This window comes from Allofrancisella inopinata (assembly GCF_012222965.1).
GTDB lineage: Bacteria > Pseudomonadota > Gammaproteobacteria > Francisellales > Francisellaceae > Francisella > Francisella inopinata.
Genome location: NZ_CP038241.1, coordinates 1,400,309 through 1,423,511 on the forward strand (window position 1 = coordinate 1,400,309; position 23,203 = coordinate 1,423,511).

A 23,203-nucleotide genomic window follows, 5' to 3' on the forward strand; every position below is an offset into this window, starting at 1 on the left:
TGCTTTTTCAAATAGGATTCTATTTTTTCTTTTGAGGAGGAAGGTCTGTAGCTGTACCTTCAAAAACTTCTGTAGCCATCATTAAGCTTTCAGATAGAGTTGGATGTGGATGAACTGTAAGAGCTATATCTTCAGCATCACAACCCATTTCAATAGCTAAAGCTGCTTCTGAAATAAGCTCACCGGCGTTAGTACCCACTATAGAAGCACCGATAATTTTGTGGTTTTCATCAAATAGCACTTTTGTCATACCTTCTGATCTGCCAATACTTAATGATCTACCACTAGCAGCCCAAGGAAATACTCCTTTTTCATATTTGATACCCTTAGCTTTTGCGGAAGTTTCTGTTTCACCAACCCAAGCAACTTCTGGATCAGTGTAAGCAACAGCTGGAATTACTAGAGGATCAAAGCTATGATTTAAACCTGAGATAACTTCAGCAGCTGTTCTTCCTTCTGGTACAGCTTTATGAGCAAGCATAGGCTGACCAACTATGTCACCAATAGCAAAGATATGCGGAACATTAGTGCGAAGTTGTTTATCTACTGGGATAAATCCCCTTTCATCAACTTTAACACCAGCTTTCTCAGCATCAATTAACTTACCGTTTGGCTTACGACCAATAGCCATAAGCACTCTATCATATCTTTCTTCTTTAGCGTCGATGTCACCTTCCATAGTTACATAGATACCATCTTTACGCGCATCCATAGCTGTAACACCAGTTTTTAGACGAACTTCATAACGCTTATTCATTTTTTCATAAGCTTTTACTATGTCTTTATCCACACCATTCATCAGCTGGTCAGCAAATTCCACTACCGTAATCTTAGTACCAAGCTCAGAGTATACTTGCGCCATCTCAAGCCCAATAATTCCACCACCAACTACTAGCATAGTTTCTGGGATTTCTTTCATCTGTAGAGCACCAGTTGAGTCGATAATTCTGTCATCTTTTGGCACAAATGGTAGATTAATAACACTAGAACCTGCCGCAATAATACAATTATCAAAAGCAATCTTTGTAACCTTACCATCAGCACCTTCTACAGCTAACTCTTTATCAGATGTAAATTTACCGTAACCTTGTACGATTTTAACTTTTCTCATAGCAGCCATACCTTTTAGGCCACCAGTAAGCTTACTAACAATATCATTCTTATATTTAAGAATTTTATCTTTGTTAATTTTCATATCACCCATTTCGATGATACCAGCAGCTGCTAAATGTCTAGCTTCATTGATAACTTTTGCTATATGTAGCATAGCTTTTGATGGAATACAGCCAACATTTAGACACACACCACCAATGTTTTCATATCTTTCTACTAAAGTAACTTCTAGTCCTAGATCAGCTGCTCTAAAAGCTGCACTATATCCACCAGGACCACTACCTAACACTACCACCTGTGTTTTAATATCACTCATTTTTTTAAAACTCCGCTTACATTATGATTTCACGTAAATCAGATAATATCTGACAATATCTAGTTAAGAACTTCGCAGCCAACGCACCATCTATAACTCTATGATCTGCTGACATAGATAAAGGTAACATAGTCCTAGGAATAAACTCTTTACCATTCCAAACCGGTTTAACAGCAGTTTTTGAAACGCCCATAATAGCCACTTCTGGCATATTAATAATTGGTGTAAATGCGGTAGTACCTAATACCCCGATACTTGAGATAGTAAATGTAGCACCAGACATATCTTTTGCACCTAATTTACCATCACGTGCCTTACCTGCTAATTCCATAATATCTTTTGATATTTCAATGATACCTTTTTTATCAGCATCTTTGATTACTGGAACCATTAGACCAGCTGGCGTGTCTGCAGCAAAGCCAATATTATAGTATTTTTTAAGAATTAAATTTTCACCATCATTTGAAAGCGAGCTGTTCATTCTTGGAAACTCTTGCAATGCTACAGCTGCTGCTTTAACCAAGAATGATAAAGGCGTAATTTTTATACCCTTTTTCTCAGCAAATGCTTTTTTAGAACTTCTAAATTCTTCAAGGTCCGTAACGTCAGCATCATCATAGAATGTTACATGAGGAATCTTAACCCAATTTCTATGTAAGTTTTTAGCACTAATTTTATTAATTCTTGATAGTGGTTGGGTTTCAATCTCACCAAACTTAGCAAAATCAACTACTGGGTCATCTAAAAGATCTAAACCACTACCGCTAGCTGCAATCTTACCAGATTGAACCTGGCTAACAGCATTTTTGATATAGTTGTAGCAATCCTCTTTTGTAACTCGACCTTTACGGCCTGTAGCTTTTACTTTGTTTAAGTCTACATTTAAAATCCGAGCTAACTTTCTAACAGCTGGTGAAGCATGAGCATTTGAGTTATCTACTTCATATTCATTTACTGAACTGGCTGTAGCTTGAGATGGTTTTGTCTCTTGTTGTTTTTTAGAAGCTTCTTGTTTAGCAGGGGTAGGTTGTGAGCTAGCTTGTACTAAAGCTGAACCTTGTGTTTTAACTTTAAGTATTAAACTACCTTGAGAAACCTTATCGCCAACCTTTGTGATAACTTCTACAACTTCACCAGCTACTGGAGATGGAACTTCCATACTAGCTTTATCTGTTTCTAGCGTAATTAAAGAATCTTCCTCTTGAACTTTATCACCAACTTTTACAGATACTTCAATAACATCAACACTATCATAGTCACCAATATCTGGTACTTCTACATCTATAATTTCTAAAGATGCTTGAGATGCATCAGGTTGTGGCTTAGACACTTCACCAGACTCAGCTTGTGTAGATTCATGTTGTTCTTCTTGCTTTGGCTCTTGAGTCTTTTCATTACCTGCAACTTCTATTTCCATAATCGCAGAACCTTGTGAAACTTTATCACCAACTTTTACAGTCAACTTAACAATTTTACCGGCTACTGGTGAAGGCACTTCCATACTAGCTTTATCTGTTTCTAATGTAATCAAAGAATCTTCTTCAGCAATAATATCGCCTTCAGCCACATTTACTTCAATCACATCTACACTATCATAATCCCCAATATCAGGGACTTTAACTATTTCTATAGACATTAATATCTCCTTACCAATTAGCTATATAATGGAGCTACACGCTCTGGATCTATATTATATTTTTTAATAGCTTCTTTTACTTGGCTTGCTTTAACTTTGCCGTCTAAAGATAAAGCATAAAGTGCTGCTACTACTACATGGTATCTATCTACTTCAAAGAAACTTCTTAAAGCTGCTCGAGTATCTGATCTACCAAAACCATCTGTACCTAAGTTAACGAATGTATGAGGTATAAATTCTCTTAACTGATCAGTATACAACTTAATATAGTCAGTAGATGCTATCACAGGGCCTTGCTCATTTTTAAAGCATTTTTCTATATAGCTTTCTTTCTTCTTAGCTGTTGGATGAAGCATATTTGTTCTAGCTACATCTTTAGCTTCTCTATAAAGCTCATTTGCACTAGTCATACTCCAAATATTAGAAGTAATATCATATTCATCTTTAAGCATCTTAGCTGCAGCTTCAACTTCTCTTAAAATAGACCCCGAACCCATCAACTGGACGTGATTTTTAGCTGGTTTATTATCTTCTAACTTGTATAAACCTTTGATAATACCTTCTTCACACCCTTTTGGCATAGCTCTATGAGAATAATTTTCATTCATAACTGTGACGTAATAATAAACCTTATCACCATCAACATACATTCTCTTCATACCCTCATGTAAGATAATAGCAAGCTCATAAGCGTAAGTAGGATCATAAGATACACAATTTGGTATTAACCCAGCTTGAATATGGCTATGACCATCTTCATGCTGTAAACCTTCACCATTTAAAGTGGTGCGCCCTGATGTACCGCCTATAACAAAACCTTTTGCCATAGAATCACCAGCTGCCCATGCCAAATCTCCAAATCTTTGAAAACCAAACATAGAATAGTAAATCATAAATGGAATCATTGGCACCTTATGAACGCTATAAGAAGTTGCTGCTGCTATCCATGAGCAAAAACCTCCCTGCTCATTAATACCTTCTTGTAAAATCTGACCATCTACAGATTCTTTGTAGAACATAACTTGTTGTTTATCTTCTGGAACGTACTGTTGACCTTTAGGATTATAAATACCTAGCTGTCTAAACAAACCTTCCATACCAAAAGTACGTGATTCATCAACTGTAATTGGTACAAGATACTTACCTAATTTTTTATCTTTTGCTAACGTTGACAAAATTCTTACAAAAGCTGTAGTAGTTGAAAACTCTCTATCACCACTATCGTCCAAAAGATTTTTAGCAAAATCTGTGTAGTGAGGTATTTCTAATGCTTGATTGTTCTCAAGCCTAGCAGGAATATAACCACCTAAGTCTTTTCTCTTAGAATGAAGATATTTCATCTCTGGGGAATTTTCATCTAGTTTAATAAGCTTATAATTTTCAACGTCTTCTTTTGTAGCAGGAACATCAAATCTATTTCTAATATAATCTAACGCTTCTGTATCAAGTTTTTTAACATTATGAGCGATATTTTTAGACTCTCCCCACTCACCTAAGCCATAACCTTTAACAGTCATTGGTAATATAAGAGTTGGGCGTCCATTTGCATTTTCTGTAGCTTTTTTATAAGCAGCGTAGATTTTAAGTGGGTCATGGCCACCGCGACGAAGTGCTGCTAAATCAGCATCTGACATATCTTTCGCTAGAGCTTCTAAGTCTTCATCACCACTAAACACCACTTTACGGCACTCTGCTCCACCATGAGCTTTGATAGTATGAAACTGACCATCATTTAGTGAGCTTAACTTTTGCTGTAATTTCTTGCCAGCTTTTGGATCATTTAGTAATTTATCCCAATCACTACTCCACAGTACTTTGATAACGTTCCAGCCTGCACCCATAAACACATCTGCAAGCTCTTCTACAATATTACCATTACCATTTACAAGCCCATCTAATCTTTGTAAATTACAATTAACCACAAAGATTAGATTGTCCAATCCTTCACGACCCGCTCTAGTGATAGAACCAATTGATTCTGGCTCATCCATTTCACCATCACCACAAAAAGCCCAAACTCTACGATCAGAAGTCTTAGCTAAGCCTCTTGCCTCTAGATACTTCATAAATCTAGCTTGATAAATTGCCTGCAGTGGACCTAGTCCCATAGAAACTGTAGGAAACTGCCAATATGTAGGTTGTAAATAAGGATGCGGATAAGAAGATACAGCATTCTCACCATTAAAAGCTTGTTTTCTGAAATTATCTAATTGCTCAGATGAAATTCTGCCCTCTAGGAAAGAGCGAGCATAAACAATTGGAGAAAGATGGCCTTGATAGAAAATCAAATCACCTGCATGATTTTCATTTGGAGCTTTCCAGAAGTGGTTAAAACCAACTTCATATAGAGTCATAGCCCCTGCACCAGTACCTATATGACCACCAATTGAACCGTCTTTTTTATTAGCATGCGCTACGATAACAGTTGAGTTCCATCTATTTACTGCTTCAATTTTCTTTTCTAACTCTATATCACCAGGATAACTAGGCTGATTACTAACATCTATAGAGTTAATGTATTTTTTTACTTTAGCTGTTGCATAAGCACTCTCTACACCAAGCTCAGCTCCTTTAGCTAGAAGCTGGTCAAATAAAAACTTAGCTCTATCAACACCTTCTCTTTTAACTACATCTTCAAAAGCTTCAAGCCATTCTTGAGTTTCTAAAACATCAATATCTTTAGTGAAATCCGACATCACTTTCCTCCGAATTAATCGAATATTATGAAATTAAAATATATACCCAGCTGATTATAAGTCAATAACAATACAACATCAACCAGTAAAACTTGCTTTGGCTACCAAAATAATTGTCAACCTCTATTTCTAGTTACTTTAGTTTTTATAGTTAAGACATGAAGCAATTTAGCAAAGTAATTATAGAACTTAATTTTACAAAAAGACAATAACTTATTCTGTTCTAGCTTTTCTCTTTGCTTTTTTAACTCATCTATTAAAACACTAGGTTGACAAAAATCTAAAGTCTTGGGACATAGGTATTTTGGATACAAAATATAAGCTCCTGCTACTAACTCTTCTAGTGTTAATTTTCTTTTTCTCCTTTCACAAGAAATTCTATCATCAGTAATTCCCCAACCAGCATAAAAAGGCATACCATAAGTTACAACTTTCTTACCATGTAATAATCCTTCAAAACCTACTAAAGAAGTTATAGTATGTACCTCATCAATTTCCTGCAAGCAGGAAGAGACACTTATATTTGTTATCACAGCATCACAGTAGTTTAGAGCATCTTTCTGAGAAAGTTTACCTATTCTATTTCCACTTATCACATCAGGGTGTGGTTTAAAAAGTATATATGCATTAGGGTTATTTTGTCGCACCTGCTTTAATAATTCCAAATTTGCCATACTATTTCCTCCATAACGGATTGAAGCGTCATCCTCAACCTGTCCAGGCACTAATATCTTAACCCTACTACTGGGTAATTCTAGCTTTTTATGGCTAGCCTTATTGTACTTAGATAATTTACTATCTAATATTTTTTTACGCAGTTGTTCTGCTTCATGTAAAATCCTTTTATCAAAATCATAACTGTTTAGGAGATTTTCTAATCTACTTGGCTTAGTAGCATCAAAATATATGCCAACGTTATCAAAGACTAAAGAATATGGTCTTGTAAAATTAGAACCAAGGTTAATAGAACGAATAAAACCATCTTCGACTCTTGTAATATTAATATTGTTTACTTTTACAAACTCTTCTACCTCAGGAAACTCTTTTCTACCCCATATAAATATTTGACTATCTTTATCTAGACCTTTTTTAATCGCTTTTCTATAATGTGGTGTCCAAAAAAACAAAGGGTTAATAAAAAATATTTGCTTAGGATCATATTCCTTTAGAAAAGAGCGAACAAAATTATGTTTCCATTTAGAAAAACCAAATAGATAGAGCTTTTGCAGAGTATTATTTTCTTGATCCATATACACCTTATTACAATCCTAGTCACGTATGTACTTTAATTTAGCCTAATACCAATTCCAATACATATTAGTATTTTCTAACTTTGTATTTCATATAATCTAAAATAAGTTGATAATATCAAAATAATCAACATATTTATGTGAGTATTCTATTAATAATCTTGAGACAGTCAAGATAATTTAGTTTGCTATCTAGCTTCAAAATACCACAGCAAACTAGAGGATTAATAGTTGTATCGCAGTTTTTATTTGAGTTGCTAAGAAGATTAACTATATAAGATAAGTTGGTATAGGTAGGCTGAAAAGTTGTGTAAAGCAATTAATTATAATTATTACAGGGAATATAAAGATTATTACCTAGAATATCAAAATGAGTATTAAATAATATTGGTTTTATGAGGTTCAATATATAGGTATAGAATTAGAAGTTTTGAATATAGAAATATAGTATAATTATATTGATATTATGGAGAATAAACTATGGATGATAAAAATATTAGTTTAAGCCAACAGGAGTATATAAATCTTATGGCTCATAAGATTACTCATTATGTTGTTGCTGAAACTCGTGTTGATATTGATAGGTTAGGAGCTAATGTCGATAAAAGGTTTGGAGAATTTGACAAAAAATTTAACGAATTCAAAACTGATGTCGATAAAAGATTTGGTGAATTTGATAAAAAAATTAACGAATTCAAAACTGATGTCGATAGAAGGTTTAATGACGTCGATAAAAAATTTATTGAAGTTGATAAGCGATTTGACCGTTTAACGTCATTATTATACTGGATTGTTGGAATAGGTATTACCTCAATTGCTCTACCAATTGTAATGCCATTGATAAAAAACAATTTGAATTTATAATCAAGGCTCTTTCTAACATAAGTGTGTATAATGTAGTTTTCACAAAATTTATGTGTTTTGATTGGAGCTAGGTATATATAGTAATTAGAAGTTTTGAATATAGAAATATAGTATGACCTCGGTTAGACAATTATTTTACCAATTAGCACATTGCGGTTAGTTGCGAAACTTAAAAGCTAGTATTAAAAAATTTTGTATTATCTGAAAACTTAAACCTTTGTAATATATAACTTTTAATATAAAACTGACCCTAGTATAATTATATTGATATTATGGAGAATAAACTATGGATGATAAAAATATTAGTTTAAGCCAACAGGAGTATATAAATCTTATGGCTCATAAGATTACTCATGATGTTGTTGCTGAAACTCGAGTTGATATTGATAGGTTAGGAGCTAATGTCGATAAAAGGTTTGGAGAGTTTGACAAAAAATTTAACGAATTCAAAACTGATGTCGATAAAAGATTTGGAGAATTTGATAAAAAAATTAACGAATTCAAAACTGATGTCGATAAAAAGTTTGGTGAATTTGACAAAAAAATTAATGAATTCAAAACTGATGTCGATAGAAGGTTTATTGAGGTTGATAAGCGATTTGACCGTTTAACGTCATTATTATATTGGATTGTTGGAATAGGTATTACCTCAATTGCTCTACCAATTGTAATGCCATTGATAAAAAACAATTTGAATTTATAATCAAGGCTCTTTCTAATATAAGTGTGTATAATGTAGTTTTCACAAAATTTATGTGTTTTGATTGGAGCTAGGTATATATAGTAATTAGAAGTTTTGAATATAGAAATATAGTATGACCTCGGTTAGACAATTATTTTACCAATTAGCACATTGCGGTTAGTTGCGAAACTTAAAAGCTAGTATTAAAAAATTTTGTATTATCTGAAAACTTAAACCTTTGTAATATATAACTTTTAATATAAAACTGACCCTAGTATAATTATATTGATATTATGGAGAATAAACTATGGATGATAAAAATATTAGTTTAAGCCAACAGGAGTATATAAATCTTATGGCTCATAAGATTACTCATGATGTTGTTGCTGAAACTAGGGTTGATATTGATAGATTAAGAGCCGATGTTGATAAAAGGTTTAATGATGTTGATAAAAAGTTTGGTGAATTTGACAAAAAAATTAATGAATTCAAAATTGATGTCGATAGAAGGTTTATTGAGGTTGATAAGCGATTTGACCGTTTAACGTCATTATTATATTGGATTGTTGGAATAGGTATTACCTCAATTGCTCTACCAATTGTAATGCCATTGATAAAAAATAACTTTAATTTATAGATTAAAATTAGAAGTACTTTAAAAATTCACAAACAAGGCCAGGAGCCTTTCCACTTAACTGTGTAAATTCAGTTACATGAATCTCTGGATTCTATCCTCAAACTCAATAGCGAAATAAGGCATAGCCTCATTCCAATATCTGACAGGCATAGACCATTTTTTAGTCAAATAATCTATAGCCAAGTACAAAGATTTGAAAACAGAGTCATCCTTAGGAAACAGCTTTTTATTTTTAATAACTTTCCTAAACTGACTATTAAGCGATTCTATCGCATTAGTAGTATAAATAACTTTACGAATTTTTGGTGGGTATTGCAAGAATACGGTTAAATTATCCCAGTTATTTGTCCATGATTTTGAAATTAAAGGATATTTAGCGTCATACTTATTTGCAAAGTTATCAAGTTCAGATTGAGCTATTTCAATGGTATCAGCATCATATATTTTCTTTAACTCTCTAGCTACCTCTTTTTTGTCTTTATATGGCACATACTTAAGACTATTACGAATTTGATGAACCATACAAAGCTGATGCTTTGTCTCAGGGTATATAGCTTGTATAGCATCAGACATACCTTTTAAATTATCAGTACATGCTATAAATATATCCTGTAAGCCTCTATTCTTTAATTCAGTAAATACTCCTAGCCAATATTTAGCACCTTCATTTTGACTGATCCAAAGACCTAATACATCCTTATGACCAGTTAACGATATGCCAAGAGCCACATACACAGCTTTATTAATAATATGCTTGTCTTCTCTAACTTTAACGACTATACAGTCAAAAACACTATTGGATAAACTGACTCTAAAGGTCTATTTTGCCATGCTTTAACATCATCAATAATAGCTTCTGTAACATCACTTATAAAGCTTGTACTTATCTTTGTATCATATAACTCAAATAACTGTTGTTGGATATCTGTAGTACTCATACCTTTAGCATACAAAGATATTATTTTTTGTCTAATCCATTTATCTTTGTTACTCTTTTGGGAACTATTTGAGGCTCAAAGTTACTATCTCTATCTCTAGGAATTGATATATCTATATTACCAGTATCCGTAGATAAACTTTTATTACTATAGCCATTTCTAGCATTTGAAGAGTTACTGCGTTGATGCTTTGAGTAGCCAAGATGACTATTCATTTCTGTATCTAGTGCTTTTTCTAATAATCGTTTTGTTAGTTGCTTTAGCAAACCATCTTTCTCAAACATTTGATTAACATCAACACCTGAATCTATTATTTGATCTGCAATAACTGAGTAAATATCTTCTGACTTCTTATTCTTAGACATCGTTTCTATCCTTAATATTTTGCTAGATATAATCTAGCAGGTTAATTAAGAATTTACACATTTATTTGGAAAGTCCCGGCCAGCAATATCTTTTTACAGATGCTAACCGCAATGTAGCTATTGACAAAATAATTGTCAAACTTAGGTTAAATAACATCAACATGAATATATAAATCTTATGGCTCATAGGATTACTCATGCCATAGAGCCAACAATTGTCCTTCTAGTATTATCTTTGTCATCTTTAAGCAGTACTTTTATTAAGAGATTGTTTGATAAAATCATTAATACTAGTACCCATATTACTAGCTGCTATAGCTACTTTTTCATGCAGATCAGTACCAAGCCTAACATTTAAAGTACCCCTGAAAGCTTTTTCAGGCTCAACTCCTCTTTCTTTACAATCTTCTAGATACTCATCTACAGCACTATGAAAGCTATCTACTAACTCTTTAGCATTTTCAGCCTCATAAGATATAAGGCTTCTAATGAATTGAATTTGACCATAAAAAACCATGCTTTCTTCATCAAACTCAACAGAGCCATAATATCCTTTATGCTTTATTAGGTTATTCATATTAATCCCTCCTTCTTTAGAAGTTCTTTTCAGTTTCACTATTGTCTGTATAGTTTCAAACCAGGCTCTATGAACAAAAAATTAGATATTTAATGTATGTGCGTGAGTTCCTATATCTACTAATACTAATTTCTTTTCTTCATTAATTACAAAATATAGGAGTAAATCATCGTATCCTAAATGTAGTTCTCTAATGCCAGAGAATTTTCCTTTAAGCTCATGATCTTTGTATTTTTTAGGTATTTCTTGTTGTGTTATTAAAAATTTAATCGCTTTTTGTAATTCTTCTAAGATTTTCTTTTTGTGCTTTATCTTTTTATAACTCTTAAGAAATCTCTTAGTTTCAAAGACTTCTAACACTTATCTATATCCTTTCGAAGCTTTGCTAGAAACTCTTCACCAGAAGATATTTCTACGTCTCCGTTAATATAATCTAACATGCCTTGTTCTAGACCAGTTAGTTTATTTTTATTAACTGTTTTTGATAAGAGTAATCTGACTAGGCCAGAAAAAGATAAACCCAATGTAGAAGCTACTTCTGTAGCTTTTAGCTTTAAATCATTATCTAGAGAAATGTTTGTTCTTACTGTGCTCATTTTTGATAACTCCTTTGATGTGTATCTCTATTATACACTATTTATATATCTATTTTATTAATTATATCTCCTCACCTACCTCCAGGCCTAAGAGTTTTAATATTTTTTTGGTATATTAATACAAACTGCATTAGCTGTTTTTCTAATTGTAAGCGTTGTCATCCTTTTCTCTCTTTTACGTAATATTTCTATAATACACATTACTTAAAAATATATAACTCTTATAAATTAGCTATTTCTTAGTTTAACTATAGTTTGTATAGTTTCGATTATGTCTATTTCTTTTTTAGTATATGGATTTACATAACGAGTATACAGAATGTATGCAGCTGCAAAAACTTCTTCAACAGATAACTTCCTTTTTCTTCTCTCACACAAGATTCTATCATCTGTAATTCCCCAACCGGCATAATATGGCATACCAAAACACACGCATTCACAGCCGACCAATAAAGCTTCAAAACCCATACCTGATGTTTTTGTATAAACTTTATCAAAATATTTAAGTAGCGAGACAGGATTTATATTTTCTGAAATAATAGTTACTCTACTATCAATATTATGAATATCTATATCAGAGGCTTTTTTACCACTTAACACATCTGGGTGAATTTTTAGATATATCTTAGCATCAGGATTTTCTGCAATTGCAGCTTCAATCATATCATCTGTTGAGAACTGATTTGCTAAACCGTACTCAAGACTACTATCTCCAGCTGTTTGAGCTATAATGAGAATATTTTTTTTCTTGTGTAATATATCATCCTGAACTTGATTCAGAATCTCTACATCATTACCCGAACAAGCAGTCATCTTCGGACTTGATCCGGGGATCTCATTCATCGATGCACTCACTTTTTCCATCATTCCCGACTCCGATCGGGAATCTCTATAACCTAACCCATATTTTTTACAGAAATCTTTATCTACATCCTGTGCATTATTATATTTAGATATATTATGTTTTTTCAACAAAGATATAGCATTTTGCGCCTTGAGCATAAGATCCTTATCTTGTGCAAAATCATAGGAGTTTAAAATATTTTCTAATTTGCTAGGAGTTGTAGCATCGTAGTAAATACCAACATCATCTTCTACTAAGCTAAAACTAGGACTATTATCAATACCAAGACCTATGGAACGGATAAAGCCGTCTTCAAGAAGCCTAACAGAACCACCGAATCTTCTATAACACCATAAAGCTAAACGGCCTGTTTTTTTACGTCCCCAACCAGCAAATTTGCTCTTATAAAAAAGTTGTAAAAAATTATTGATGTAGTAACGATAACTATATAACATTTTAAGCAATTTAAGTCCTATTATGATATTTTGTAAACTCATGCATGTACTTAATTTATTTCTTAAATGCATCTTTAAAATACTGTTTTGGTCTAGTAATTAATTTTCTAATCCTTGCTCCTTTTACTCTATTAACTACAACTCCTTTCTTGAACCTATATAATCCAATATACTTATTAGTGTCATAACCATTACTTTCAAGCAATCTTTTTATAAAACTATCATAATCTATAGATAAATCACTTAACCATAATTTCATACCTAAAAAATCTTTTTTACTGTCATGATATTTCATTTTTAACTCTAAAAGCTTCTCATTTTTGACTCTATTTAAATAAAACTTATTAAATAAAGGCCTTTCATGCCACCTATGAACAAGAGCTAAATCACTAAATAGATAAGGTAAAGAAAATGAAGCCATATACCTCCTAAAACCTTTATAGTTACCAACGAATTGTGACACATTATCAACATAGTAATCATGATCTCTCTTGATATGTGGTCTAATAGAGAATAATCTATGAAGTAACTCAAAATCTTCACATCCATGACTAAAAAAATCATGATTGAACATACCAATATTTATAAAATGACTCTTCCTAAGAACAATTGCTGAAGTATTTATAGCTAACCTGTCTACATATTCATTATCTCCTAAAAGAAATGATTCTTTTATATCTAGCATAATCTCTCTAGATTTAGAAGATTCAAATATAGATGTTCCATTTCTTGATAAATAGTAACAAGGAATCATTAAAAAGTCAGAATCTCGTTTAAGCTTATATAAAACTTCTCTTTTTAATTTACTTAGAAATTGACTATCAAAATCAAGATCTACATCAAAAAAGAATAAATAATCATATTTAGCATATTTTATACATTCATTTCTAGTTATTGCAGGTGAGAACGCTTTAGTAGCCTCTACATTAAACAATTTAACATTTTGATAACTTTTACCTATATCTAAGTATTTTCTAGGACTTGCGTCTAAAATAATCAACTCAAACTCTCTTAAATTTGAAAACTTCTCTACAAGATATGTTGCTCTTGTAATTATAAATGATTTTTAGACTTATAATAAATAGGAACAACTACACTAATCATTTATCACTAACCTTATTTAATATAGGTATATTTGACGAACAGAAACTTTTAACATCAATCCCTTTTTTTAATATCTTTTCAATAGCAAACTCCGTTTCACTACAATGCTTTTCATAGTATCTTTGATAATCTACCCGATAGAAGGCTGGATGCCCTAACTTAGTTGAATCAATACTCGTAAACTGTAAATCTTGATTATATTTCCAAAAAATATCCTTATCTTCTTTAGTTTTCCCATCGAATCCTATCAATTTTATTTTTTTTGAAATTGTTGATGCAATGGGTAACATCATTAATGTAAGAATATTATTCGTTGACTTAACAAAAGTTCTTTTTATCAAGTTCATATTTAAAGCTTTTACTCTTTTAGATTCAACACAATACAGTCTACTAAGCACTGTTTCAGGCAATACGGCTTTATAAATATTATAATCTTTTATGGGAACAATCAAAACTAAGCTTGTAAACATTTTCATAGCTTTTATTAAACTTCTCCGAAACTCTTCAGCATATTTAGAATAACCTGAATGAAATACACTATCTGAGGCAACAATAATACTCGGATTTACTTTTTTGAGTAAATCTATATTTTTTACAACACTATTACAAACTATTGATATTGTATTACTGAAATCAAGGTCGCAATAATCTATCTTAACTGTCGACGGACCACTTCCAATCAACAAAACATCTTTTTGTTGTTTTTTTAGAAATGATAAAAAATGTCGTAATTGTATCTTACTATCTTGCTTTTCTTTATATGAAATAAATAGTCTTGATAATCTAACAAGCTGAATAGCCTCAAATTGATTTATTAAAAAATCTGTATTAACAACATATGGATATAATTTATTTATCTTCTTGTAGTATAGCTTGTCAGTTCCTTTCCAAAAAACCTGCATGTCATATTTATCTATATGTTTCCTAGTAGCTCTAAAACTTATTTTATCAAAAAATTCTATCAAGATTTTTTTTATATTAGAATCTAAATACTCTGGTACATCAACTTTTTTGAAATCAAAATTAATAAACTCTATATCAACTACAAATATCAACTCTCTAATACGATCCTTGACGGGAAACAAATACCAAACAGCTCTACATAGTTCACGAATCAAGACTTCTTCACTTTTAATTTTTGGATACCATACTACTCTTATATTTCGACCTCTTACTCTCAAAAAGAAGTAAGAATCTTTTAAGGTTCTATAAAACTTTTTTTTCATATATCCGCTTCCTTGAAATCGTATATATAATTACATTTATCTTTTAGTGATAGGTTGTTATATCCATAAAACGTTATATCATTTTTTTCTGCAGCCTCATAATCATTGATACTATCACCTATCAAAACTGTTTCTTGATTTTGATACTTATTTTCTAATAAGATCTCTTTTATAATATCTGATTTTAACTTAGGTGACCCTTGTATTGATTTAAAATAACCTACAATCTCTAATTCTTTACAAATACATATTAAATCATTATGATCTGCTGCCGAAGCCACATGCATGTTATATTTATTTTGATTTCTTTTTATAAAATCAACGGTATCTCTAATAAGGTATTTCTTCTGTGAAAGCTCTTGTTTTGTAAGCTCTGAATATCTATTTGCATACATCACAACATCTTCATCAGAGATACCTTCTCCTAACAATTGATTAAAAAAGTATTTCACTTTTAAATATCTAGATACTCCTCCATGACGTTCATGATAAGAAATCATGCGATCAACTACTTTTTTATCAAATTTTTTAAATAAATCTCTGTAAGCTTGGGTTTTAACTGATACAGAATCGAGTATTACTCCATCAAAATCAAATATGATATTCCTAATCAAATTTTCACCTTCACAACCGTTTTAATAACTTTTTGACTACATTTATTCTTAATACAAGGCATATGAGCATCACTTGGGAAAAATATAGAAACATAGCCTTTTTTCATAGTTAACGGTGTCGAATTTGGCATATCTTTGTATTTAACTAAATCGATACTATCATTATATTCCCCATTAATAGTAAAGGTCTTAATATCATCAATCTCTATAACTTCTTCACCATCCAATATAACTTGAACATCTATATACTTTAAATGAGATTCAAAAAAACACTCTTGCCTTTCTTTCGTATCATAAACTTGCTCTAAGGCTAAATTATCTTTATCTAGATCTACCTTAAGGAAAGTTCCACTTGAATGAGACAATAACCTATTTCTAACCTCACTACCCTCTGTCAAAGCTTCTTGTACATAATTAAAAGCTGTTTTAAATCTCTGATCCACTACTTGTTCTTTAATAGAATCAAAAGTTCCATATATAGCCATTATCTTACCTCCGCAATAACAGTACATGGCAAACCATCACTATTAGCTATTCTCATAGGAGCAATAGTAACTCGATCAAATTTCATATTTTCATTAACTTCTCTTAAATCCATATCCTCCAACAATAAAATCGGCGACTCTGGAGATAAAAATTCTTTATGCGCTACACGCCCAAGTATTCTATTCTGAAAACTAGAGACTGAAATACTATCAAAACCAATAATACGAATATTAGGATAATTTTCTCTTAGATATATAGCCACAGATGGATCAAAGCCATAGTTTGACTCCCAAAACTTAGACTCTGACCTCTCATAACAAATCCCTGTTTTAACTATTAAAAATTCACAATCTTGCTTATTTGAAATTTGCTCTAACCTTTCAATCAAATCACCTTTTATTATTAAATCTTGTGGTTTTATCTCTATAAAAAGAACTTTTTTTGAATCAAAGAAGTCTATATCAAAATCAATAATTGTCTGACCATTTTCAAAAAAATGATATGGCATATCAATATGTGTCCCCATGTGTACAGTAGTCGAAATACTAGTATCATTAACAGGATCGCCTTTAGACATATCTGCATTTTTATTAACTACAAAGCTATTTCTATTACCATAGCTTGGAGTGTTTTCATCTAGAATATAAGATAAGTAAATATGTCTACTCATAATTTCTAGCCCCATAATTTCTCTCAATATCTTCTAGACAATCAATGAGACCTTGTCCCATATCAACGTACGGGTTAGCAACTAATTTTTTACTTCTCGTTGGTAAAAAAGAATATGGGGTTGTTTTGTAATGGTTTAAGTAACCATCACTTCTAAGAGTAATTCTCAAATTTCCTCCTATCATCTCATTGATCATATCAAAGAGCTCTTTTCTCTTCATTCTTTCAACGCCTGTCAATATTATATGTTGATTAATATATTTATCAGACTGAATAATTTCTATAGATAGCTTAGCGACATCTATTGCATGAATATATTCTCTATACTCATCTCCATCACCTTGATGGTTTATCTCATTGCTTAAGTAAGCTTTTTTTAATAAGTTATATATGTAGTTATTACGGTAATCCCTTTCTCCATAAACAGAACCATATCTAATAATAGTAAATTCTAAACCATATTTCTTATAGTATTCTTCAACTAATTTCTCAGAAGTCAGTTTACTTATACCGTAAAAGGATCCTTTATCACTCATAGCATAAGCACTACTAGCATAAACCATCCTTTTAACATTATGAATTCTACATGCTTCTAATACATTTAAGTTTCCCATAACGTTTAAATTTAAAGTTTCTACGGGGGTCTCAACTGCATCATCAAGGTTTGCAATACCTGCAAAATTATAAACAATGAAAGCACCTTCTGTTATATCAAAAACTCGCTGCTTATCTAAAATATCACACTCAACAAAAAATTCATCAGCCACGTGCACTGACTGGTTTATATCTGCAGCTACAACATTATAACCTTCGTCAAAAAGCTTTTGTATTAAATAAGTTCCTATAAACCCACATCCTCCAAAAACAACTACTTTTTTACGCATTTTCAAATACCTCGTTTAATAGTGGTTCATTTTTTTTAAATCTTATAGCTTCTTCAACAGCTTGAATTTCCATATCTGTGCGACTATCTATAGTACTAGCTCCCATATGAGAAGTTAATATACAATTATCTAAATTTATCAACTCTCCCCTATACGGCTCTTCTTCAAAAACATCTACCGCAGCACCTGCTATTTGTTTTGACTGTAAAATAGAATATAAATCACTCTCATTAACTATGCCACCTCGTGCTGTATTTATTAAAAAAGCGCTTGATTTCATCAAAGATAGTTCATTAAATGCAATATAGTTTAAAGTATCCTGTTTAAGAGGGACATTGACTGAAACAATATCACTAGATTGTAATAATTCTTCTTTACTAACAAAGTGTATATTATATAAATTACCAAAAGCCAAATCAGGACTTAAATCATGAGCTAATAATTTAACATTAAATGATGACAGCAAATGAGCTAAGCTTTTGCCTATACGACCAAGACCTAGAATACCTATAGTCTTACCATACAGTAAAGTTCCCATATGCCTCTCCCAGATTTTTTTTGCCATTCTATTATTAGCTGCTGTAATTTGTCTAGCTAAATCAAGAATCATTCCTACACAAAGTTCTGCAACGGCTATGGTAGGGGCATCTGGTGTATACGCAACTTTTATTCCATACTTTTTACATAAGTCAAAATCCACACCATCAAGACCTATACCAACTCTTGAAATAAGTTTTAAATTTGGTGCGTTTTTTAAAACCTCTTCCGTTATTTTTTCTGTACCAGCTATCAAGATATCGGCATCTTTAATTTCTTTTACTAATTCTTTTGTTGCTATCTTATGATTAAATGGATTTAACCTAACATCAAAGCCATAATGCTTTAATAACTCAAAAGGCTTATTCGATGTTGTTGAAAATGGGTGTGTTGACACAAGAACTTTCATATTAGCCCCTTATATCTTAATTTTCTCATACCGTTAATAGCAGCATCTCTCATAAAGAAATAATCTATACCATAAGCTAAAAATGTACAGCCTTGATCAATCTTTTGCTGAAGTTTTAATGGATCTGTATCTACAACGTGAAATCCTGATGGCATTTTTGCTGCTTTACTTCTATCTAATACTTTTTGCACTGCAGCTTTAACATCATCACGCTCAAAAGCACCAGGACACCCCATTGACCCCGACAAATCATAAGGGCCAATTATAGTACCATCAATGCCTTCCACAGCTAAAATTTCATCTATACTCTCAACTGCATCTATATGCTCTATTTGTGCAATAATAACAAGCTCTTCATCAACCCATTTTTTATATTCTTCAAAAGAGGTACCATAACCTGAAGAACGATATAAGCCAACTCCTCTCTTACCAAATGGAGGATATTTAGCATAGTTTACAGCTTGTTTAGCTTCATCTTTTGAGCAAACCATTGGAACTATTATCCCATCGGCTCCCATATCAAGAATTCTTTTAATAATAACTTCTTCATTTTTACTAACGCGTACAAGTGCTTTCATGTTATTAGCTTGAGTAGTTCTGATCAAAACTTGAGCTGTCTCTAAATCAATTGATGTGTGCTCTATATCAATAACTAGCCACTCAAATCCCGCTAATGCCATAACTTCAATACTCATAGCACTATTCATCATAATCCATGAGCCAATAGTTAGCTCATTATTTTTTAATTTCTGTTTTAAGCTCATATAAGCCCCTTATTTTTATAAAGCAGCTCTGCTAGCACAAAATCTTCTGGTTCGTCTATATCTAATGACTCAAGTTTATTAACCTCGAATATTTGTGGTTTTATACCTATTCGTTTTTTCCCAGCATTTTTAAAAGAATATTTTGAGAAAATATAAAAATTTGAATTTTCTTCATACATTGGCTCTAAATCTTGAGTTCTTAATAACTCTTGTGGATTATGATTAATAGGGTTAGCATCCTTATCATAGAATCTAGTTTGAACTTTTGTAACACCGAATACTGAATCATATTCACTAAGCCCTTCAAAATATGACTCAATGGCTTTGTCAATAGTCTCTGACTTTAATAATGGATTTGTACTATGTGTTTGTAAGAAATGCTCTCCTTCTAGAATATTCAGATCATAGCCAATAATAATATTCATAGAAACATCTCCCCCTTGTATCGCTACAGGTCTATCTACTATAATGACTCTATCTCCAAAATTGTCCTTAGCATCTTTAGCTATTACATCACTATCTGTGTTGATAACAACTTTATCAATATACTTACAAGATAAAAGTGAATTCATAACCGCATGATACAGTGGAGCTCCATCAAATAATCTCATGTTCTTATTCGGCACCCTTTCTGAAGTACCTTTCATAGGTAATAAAGCTTTTATTTTCTTCATTAACTTTGTCCTTTTATATAAATTAATATATTAGTAACAAGCTGATCTGCATACTCTTGCGAACCAGCTTCAACATAACAACGTAACTCTGGAGCATTTCCAGAAGGTCGTAGATGTATAATCACTTGATTTTCAAGTGTGAGCCTTAAACCATCGATTTGATTTATATCTACCACTTTCTCATCTATACCAAAACTTTTTAAAAGTGCTTGGGGGGTAATAAAACCTTTCTTCATAAGCATAAGGCTATTCTCTTTAGGAAAATCTTGTAATCTATCACTTGAAGTATATCTTTGCGGAAGATTATTAACTAATTTAGATAAGGGCATTTTTTCTTTAGCTACACAAGTAGCTAATACCATAAAAGGCAATAACGCATCTCTAGTGGGTAGGGCATCTAATCTTTTTGCACCCTCACTTAAAGTAGAGCCTAGCAAAAAACCACCATTTGCTTCAAATCCAGCAAATAATACACAATCTGTCTTCAGACTATTAAATGCTTCTATAACATATGGAGATCCTATACGTGTTCTAATAACCTTATCTAAAAACCCACTTTCTTCAATAGCTGTATTACAACTCACAGGAATAGCCAAAGCCTTAATCCCAAGAAGATTTGCTGTTAGCAACCCTACCATATCTCCTCGTAACCAATCGCCTTTTTCATCTGCTATAAGAGGTCGATCACCATCTCCATCTGTAGAAAAAATAATATCAAATCCATACTCATCTGACCAAACTTTAGCTCGCTTTTTATCAGCTTCCGAAACTGCTTCAGTATCAATAGGTACAAATTCATCAGATCTTTCTAAGGAAACAACTTTTCCGCCCAAAGATCTAAATAAATCACTATATAGATCTCTACCTGCACTCGAGTGTTCATATATACCGATTTTCAACCCATCCAATGCTTTTTCACCAAAGTAAGTGCTATATCTATGCATATAAAGCTCTGCTGCATGACTTCGTACTTCAGGTAAATAAGACTCAACATATTCAATATTAGCTTCACTACAAAGTATGTCAATTTCATCCTTTTTTGTTATCTCGCCATCTGGTCTATAAAACTTGATACCATTCCTATCAAAAGGGATATGACTTCCAGTAACCATAATAGATGCTATTTGTTCTGTCATTGCATACAAGGCTAAGCTAGGAGTAGGCAACACACCATAATAATCAACTTCTATTCCATATGCTTTAGCAGCTCCACATATTGCTGCAGCAATATCTGGGCTACTAGGACGGTTGTCAATCGCAACAGCGACTCGATGAAATTGAAATGTTTTTTTCAGCATATCTAAAAAAGCAAAGGTAAAAGCAGTACATACCTCTCTAGTGAACTCACTTACTAAACCTCTAGCACCACTTGTACCGAACTTAATACCACTTTGTTCAATCACTTTTTTTGCTGTTTTCATCTATATTCTTCCATACCTATCATCAAAACGAACGATATCATCTTCTCCTATATAATCACCTGACTGGACTTCTATAAGTACTAGTGAGTCTAACCCCTCATTTGCTAGACGGTGAACTTCTCCCTTTTTTATATATATAGACTGATTTGATCTAACTATGAAAATTTCTTCACTTGCAGTTACAGTAGCTGTGCCACTTATAACTATCCAGTGCTCGCTTCTATGATAGTGTTTTTGTAGACTTAAGCTTTCACCTGGCTTTACATTTATACGCTTTATCTTATATCCTAGAGCATCTTCTAGAACCGTATATGTCCCCCATGGCCTGTATTCTGTTAAGTGGATATTATGAAGATTAGAGTTTTTTCTAACTTTAGCTACTACTTGTTTGACTTTCTGAGATGAGCCTTTTTTACTTAAGAGCAATGCATCACCTGTGTCAATTACTATCATATCCTCTATATCTACTGTAGCTATTTTTCTATCCTTACCATAGATAAGATTATTCTTACTATCTATACAAATATGATTTTTATTAAGAGTATTGCCAAAATCATCTTTTGGAAGCTCTTCATAAAGTGCATCAAAACTTCCAAGATCTGACCAATCAATATCAGAAGCTACTACTTTTACTTTATTTGACCTTTCCATTACAGCATAATCAATACTATCTTCCGGAATATTGAGCATATCTTCATATTTAATTCGTGTGATCCTATCTCCTTTAGCATTTTCATAGGCTTTTTTACATGCAAAAAAAATCTTAGGAGAATACTTTTCTAACTCTTCTAGAAACACTCCTGCTTTAAACATAAACATCCCACTATTCCAATAATAGTTTCCAGCCTCTACATACTTAGTAGCCGCAAGTATATCTGGTTTTTCATGAAAAGCCTTAACATTTTCACCTTCAGACTCTATGTAGCCAAAACCAGTCTCAGCAAATGATGGAGTAATTCCAAAAGTAACTAAGTTGTTATTTTTTGCTAAAACTTCAGCTTTTTCTAAAACTTTTGCGTATTCTTTATTATTTTTTATAAGATGGTCTGATGGCGTTACCAAAACAACCTCCTCCAGATCACATGCCATACATGCCAGAGCTATAGCAGGTGCTGTATTTCTTCCTACAGGCTCCAACAAAAAAGAACAGTTCTTTTGTTTAAGCTCTTCAAGCTGATCTTGAGCTAAAAAATATTGCTCAACATTTGAAATTATAAGCTGTTTAGAACAGACTTTTGCATTTCTTTTTATAGTAAGTTGAAACAAAGACTCTTTCTCTTCATTATTTTTGAATGTAAACTTCACAAACTGCTTTGGTAAAAGTGTACGACTAACAGGCCAAAGCCTTGTTCCTGAGCCCCCACATAAAATTAAATTAACCATACAAACCTTTATTCAAACTTAAGTTTTATTAAATTTTATTAAAAAATATTCTTATCGTGTTTT

At 32.1% G+C, this 23,203-nt stretch carries 22 protein-coding genes and 1 pseudogene; 3 read left to right on the top strand and 20 right to left on the bottom strand.

Annotation, left to right across the window (positions count from 1 at the left end):
* Nucleotides 1-19: 19 nt before the first annotated feature.
* From lpdA to E4K63_RS06430, 4 genes are all read right to left on the bottom strand, one after another.
* A complete protein-coding gene (gene lpdA / locus E4K63_RS06415; RefSeq protein WP_133942525.1) occupies nt 20-1,429 on the bottom strand; it encodes a dihydrolipoyl dehydrogenase in 1,410 nt (469 codons plus the stop codon).
* 16 nt (nt 1,430-1,445) lie between these two features.
* Nucleotides 1,446-3,065, bottom strand: coding sequence for a pyruvate dehydrogenase complex dihydrolipoyllysine-residue acetyltransferase (gene aceF, locus E4K63_RS06420; RefSeq protein ID WP_133942526.1), 1,620 nt, complete (start codon nt 3,063-3,065; stop codon nt 1,446-1,448).
* 17 nt (nt 3,066-3,082) lie between these two features.
* A complete protein-coding gene (gene aceE / locus E4K63_RS06425; RefSeq protein WP_133942527.1) occupies nt 3,083-5,761 on the bottom strand; it encodes a pyruvate dehydrogenase (acetyl-transferring), homodimeric type in 2,679 nt (892 codons plus the stop codon).
* 116 nt (nt 5,762-5,877) lie between these two features.
* Nucleotides 5,878-7,011: a capsular polysaccharide export protein, LipB/KpsS family gene (locus tag E4K63_RS06430; protein WP_133942528.1), complete on the bottom strand. Its 1,134-nt coding sequence runs from the start codon at nt 7,009-7,011 to the stop codon at nt 5,878-5,880.
* Nucleotides 7,012-7,491: 480 nt separating this feature from the next.
* Between E4K63_RS06430 and E4K63_RS06435 the strand changes: the two genes are divergently transcribed.
* From E4K63_RS06435 to E4K63_RS06445, 3 genes are all read left to right on the top strand, one after another.
* Nucleotides 7,492-7,875 carry a hypothetical protein gene (locus tag E4K63_RS06435; RefSeq protein WP_133942529.1) on the top strand — a complete coding sequence of 128 codons (384 nt, stop codon included), beginning with the start codon at nt 7,492-7,494 and terminating at the stop codon, nt 7,873-7,875.
* Nucleotides 7,876-8,161: 286 nt separating this feature from the next.
* Nucleotides 8,162-8,578, top strand: coding sequence for a hypothetical protein (locus tag E4K63_RS06440; protein ID WP_133942530.1), 417 nt, complete (start codon nt 8,162-8,164; stop codon nt 8,576-8,578).
* 286 nt (nt 8,579-8,864) lie between these two features.
* Nucleotides 8,865-9,194, top strand: a complete 330-nt coding sequence (locus E4K63_RS06445) for a hypothetical protein (RefSeq protein ID WP_133942531.1) — start codon at nt 8,865-8,867, stop codon at nt 9,192-9,194.
* A 72-nt stretch (nt 9,195-9,266) separates the two neighbouring features.
* Here the strand turns inward: E4K63_RS06445 and E4K63_RS06450 are convergent.
* The 16 genes and pseudogenes from E4K63_RS06450 to E4K63_RS06525 form a co-directional block, all read right to left on the bottom strand.
* Nucleotides 9,267-10,497, bottom strand: a pseudogene (locus E4K63_RS06450) (IS256 family transposase).
* Nucleotides 10,498-10,741: 244 nt separating this feature from the next.
* Nucleotides 10,742-11,074 (bottom strand): type II toxin-antitoxin system HicB family antitoxin, encoded by a 333-nt coding sequence (locus tag E4K63_RS06455; protein ID WP_133942362.1) that lies wholly within the window; start codon nt 11,072-11,074, stop codon nt 10,742-10,744.
* An 81-nt stretch (nt 11,075-11,155) separates the two neighbouring features.
* Nucleotides 11,156-11,434 carry a type II toxin-antitoxin system RelE/ParE family toxin gene (locus E4K63_RS06460; protein ID WP_133942361.1) on the bottom strand — a complete coding sequence of 93 codons (279 nt, stop codon included), beginning with the start codon at nt 11,432-11,434 and terminating at the stop codon, nt 11,156-11,158.
* Nucleotides 11,428-11,670 carry a type II toxin-antitoxin system RelB/DinJ family antitoxin gene (locus E4K63_RS06465; RefSeq protein ID WP_133942360.1) on the bottom strand — a complete coding sequence of 81 codons (243 nt, stop codon included), beginning with the start codon at nt 11,668-11,670 and terminating at the stop codon, nt 11,428-11,430. The genes E4K63_RS06460 and E4K63_RS06465 overlap by 7 nt, the downstream gene beginning before the upstream one ends.
* Nucleotides 11,671-11,898: 228 nt before the next feature.
* Nucleotides 11,899-13,011: a capsular polysaccharide export protein, LipB/KpsS family gene (locus E4K63_RS06470; RefSeq protein ID WP_243830509.1), complete on the bottom strand. Its 1,113-nt coding sequence runs from the start codon at nt 13,009-13,011 to the stop codon at nt 11,899-11,901.
* 13 nt (nt 13,012-13,024) lie between these two features.
* Entirely contained in the window at nt 13,025-13,969 is a 945-nt protein-coding gene (locus E4K63_RS06475) for a glycosyltransferase (RefSeq protein WP_179965698.1), read from the bottom strand.
* A 100-nt stretch (nt 13,970-14,069) separates the two neighbouring features.
* Complete coding sequence (locus E4K63_RS06480; protein WP_133942358.1) at nt 14,070-15,299, bottom strand: hypothetical protein; 1,230 nt, start codon at nt 15,297-15,299, stop codon at nt 14,070-14,072.
* Nucleotides 15,296-15,913 (bottom strand): HAD family hydrolase, encoded by a 618-nt coding sequence (locus tag E4K63_RS06485; RefSeq protein ID WP_133942357.1) that lies wholly within the window; start codon nt 15,911-15,913, stop codon nt 15,296-15,298. The genes E4K63_RS06480 and E4K63_RS06485 overlap by 4 nt, the downstream gene beginning before the upstream one ends.
* The gene (locus E4K63_RS06490; protein ID WP_166666916.1) at nt 15,910-16,398 is read right to left on the bottom strand and encodes a NanQ anomerase/TabA/YiaL family protein; all 489 of its coding nucleotides are present in this window, start codon (nt 16,396-16,398) and stop codon (nt 15,910-15,912) included. Before E4K63_RS06490 ends, E4K63_RS06485 begins: the two co-directional genes overlap by 4 nt.
* Complete coding sequence (locus E4K63_RS06495) at nt 16,398-17,069, bottom strand: cyclase family protein (protein WP_208318266.1); 672 nt, start codon at nt 17,067-17,069, stop codon at nt 16,398-16,400. Before E4K63_RS06495 ends, E4K63_RS06490 begins: the two co-directional genes overlap by 1 nt.
* Nucleotides 17,062-17,952: an NAD-dependent epimerase/dehydratase family protein gene (locus E4K63_RS06500; RefSeq protein WP_133942354.1), complete on the bottom strand. Its 891-nt coding sequence runs from the start codon at nt 17,950-17,952 to the stop codon at nt 17,062-17,064. Before E4K63_RS06500 ends, E4K63_RS06495 begins: the two co-directional genes overlap by 8 nt.
* On the bottom strand, nt 17,945-18,898 hold the full coding sequence (locus tag E4K63_RS06505; RefSeq protein WP_133942353.1) for a phosphoglycerate dehydrogenase: 954 nt from the start codon (nt 18,896-18,898) through the stop codon (nt 17,945-17,947). Before E4K63_RS06505 ends, E4K63_RS06500 begins: the two co-directional genes overlap by 8 nt.
* Nucleotides 18,895-19,662, bottom strand: a complete 768-nt coding sequence (locus tag E4K63_RS06510; protein WP_133942352.1) for an HpcH/HpaI aldolase family protein — start codon at nt 19,660-19,662, stop codon at nt 18,895-18,897. The genes E4K63_RS06505 and E4K63_RS06510 overlap by 4 nt, the downstream gene beginning before the upstream one ends.
* Nucleotides 19,659-20,336: an acylneuraminate cytidylyltransferase family protein gene (locus tag E4K63_RS06515; RefSeq protein WP_208318265.1), complete on the bottom strand. Its 678-nt coding sequence runs from the start codon at nt 20,334-20,336 to the stop codon at nt 19,659-19,661. Before E4K63_RS06515 ends, E4K63_RS06510 begins: the two co-directional genes overlap by 4 nt.
* Nucleotides 20,336-21,757, bottom strand: a complete 1,422-nt coding sequence (locus E4K63_RS06520; RefSeq protein ID WP_133942351.1) for a phosphomannomutase — start codon at nt 21,755-21,757, stop codon at nt 20,336-20,338. Before E4K63_RS06520 ends, E4K63_RS06515 begins: the two co-directional genes overlap by 1 nt.
* On the bottom strand, nt 21,758-23,140 hold the full coding sequence (locus E4K63_RS06525; RefSeq protein WP_133942350.1) for a mannose-1-phosphate guanylyltransferase/mannose-6-phosphate isomerase: 1,383 nt from the start codon (nt 23,138-23,140) through the stop codon (nt 21,758-21,760). It abuts the gene before it with no gap.
* Nucleotides 23,141-23,203 lie beyond the last annotated feature (63 nt).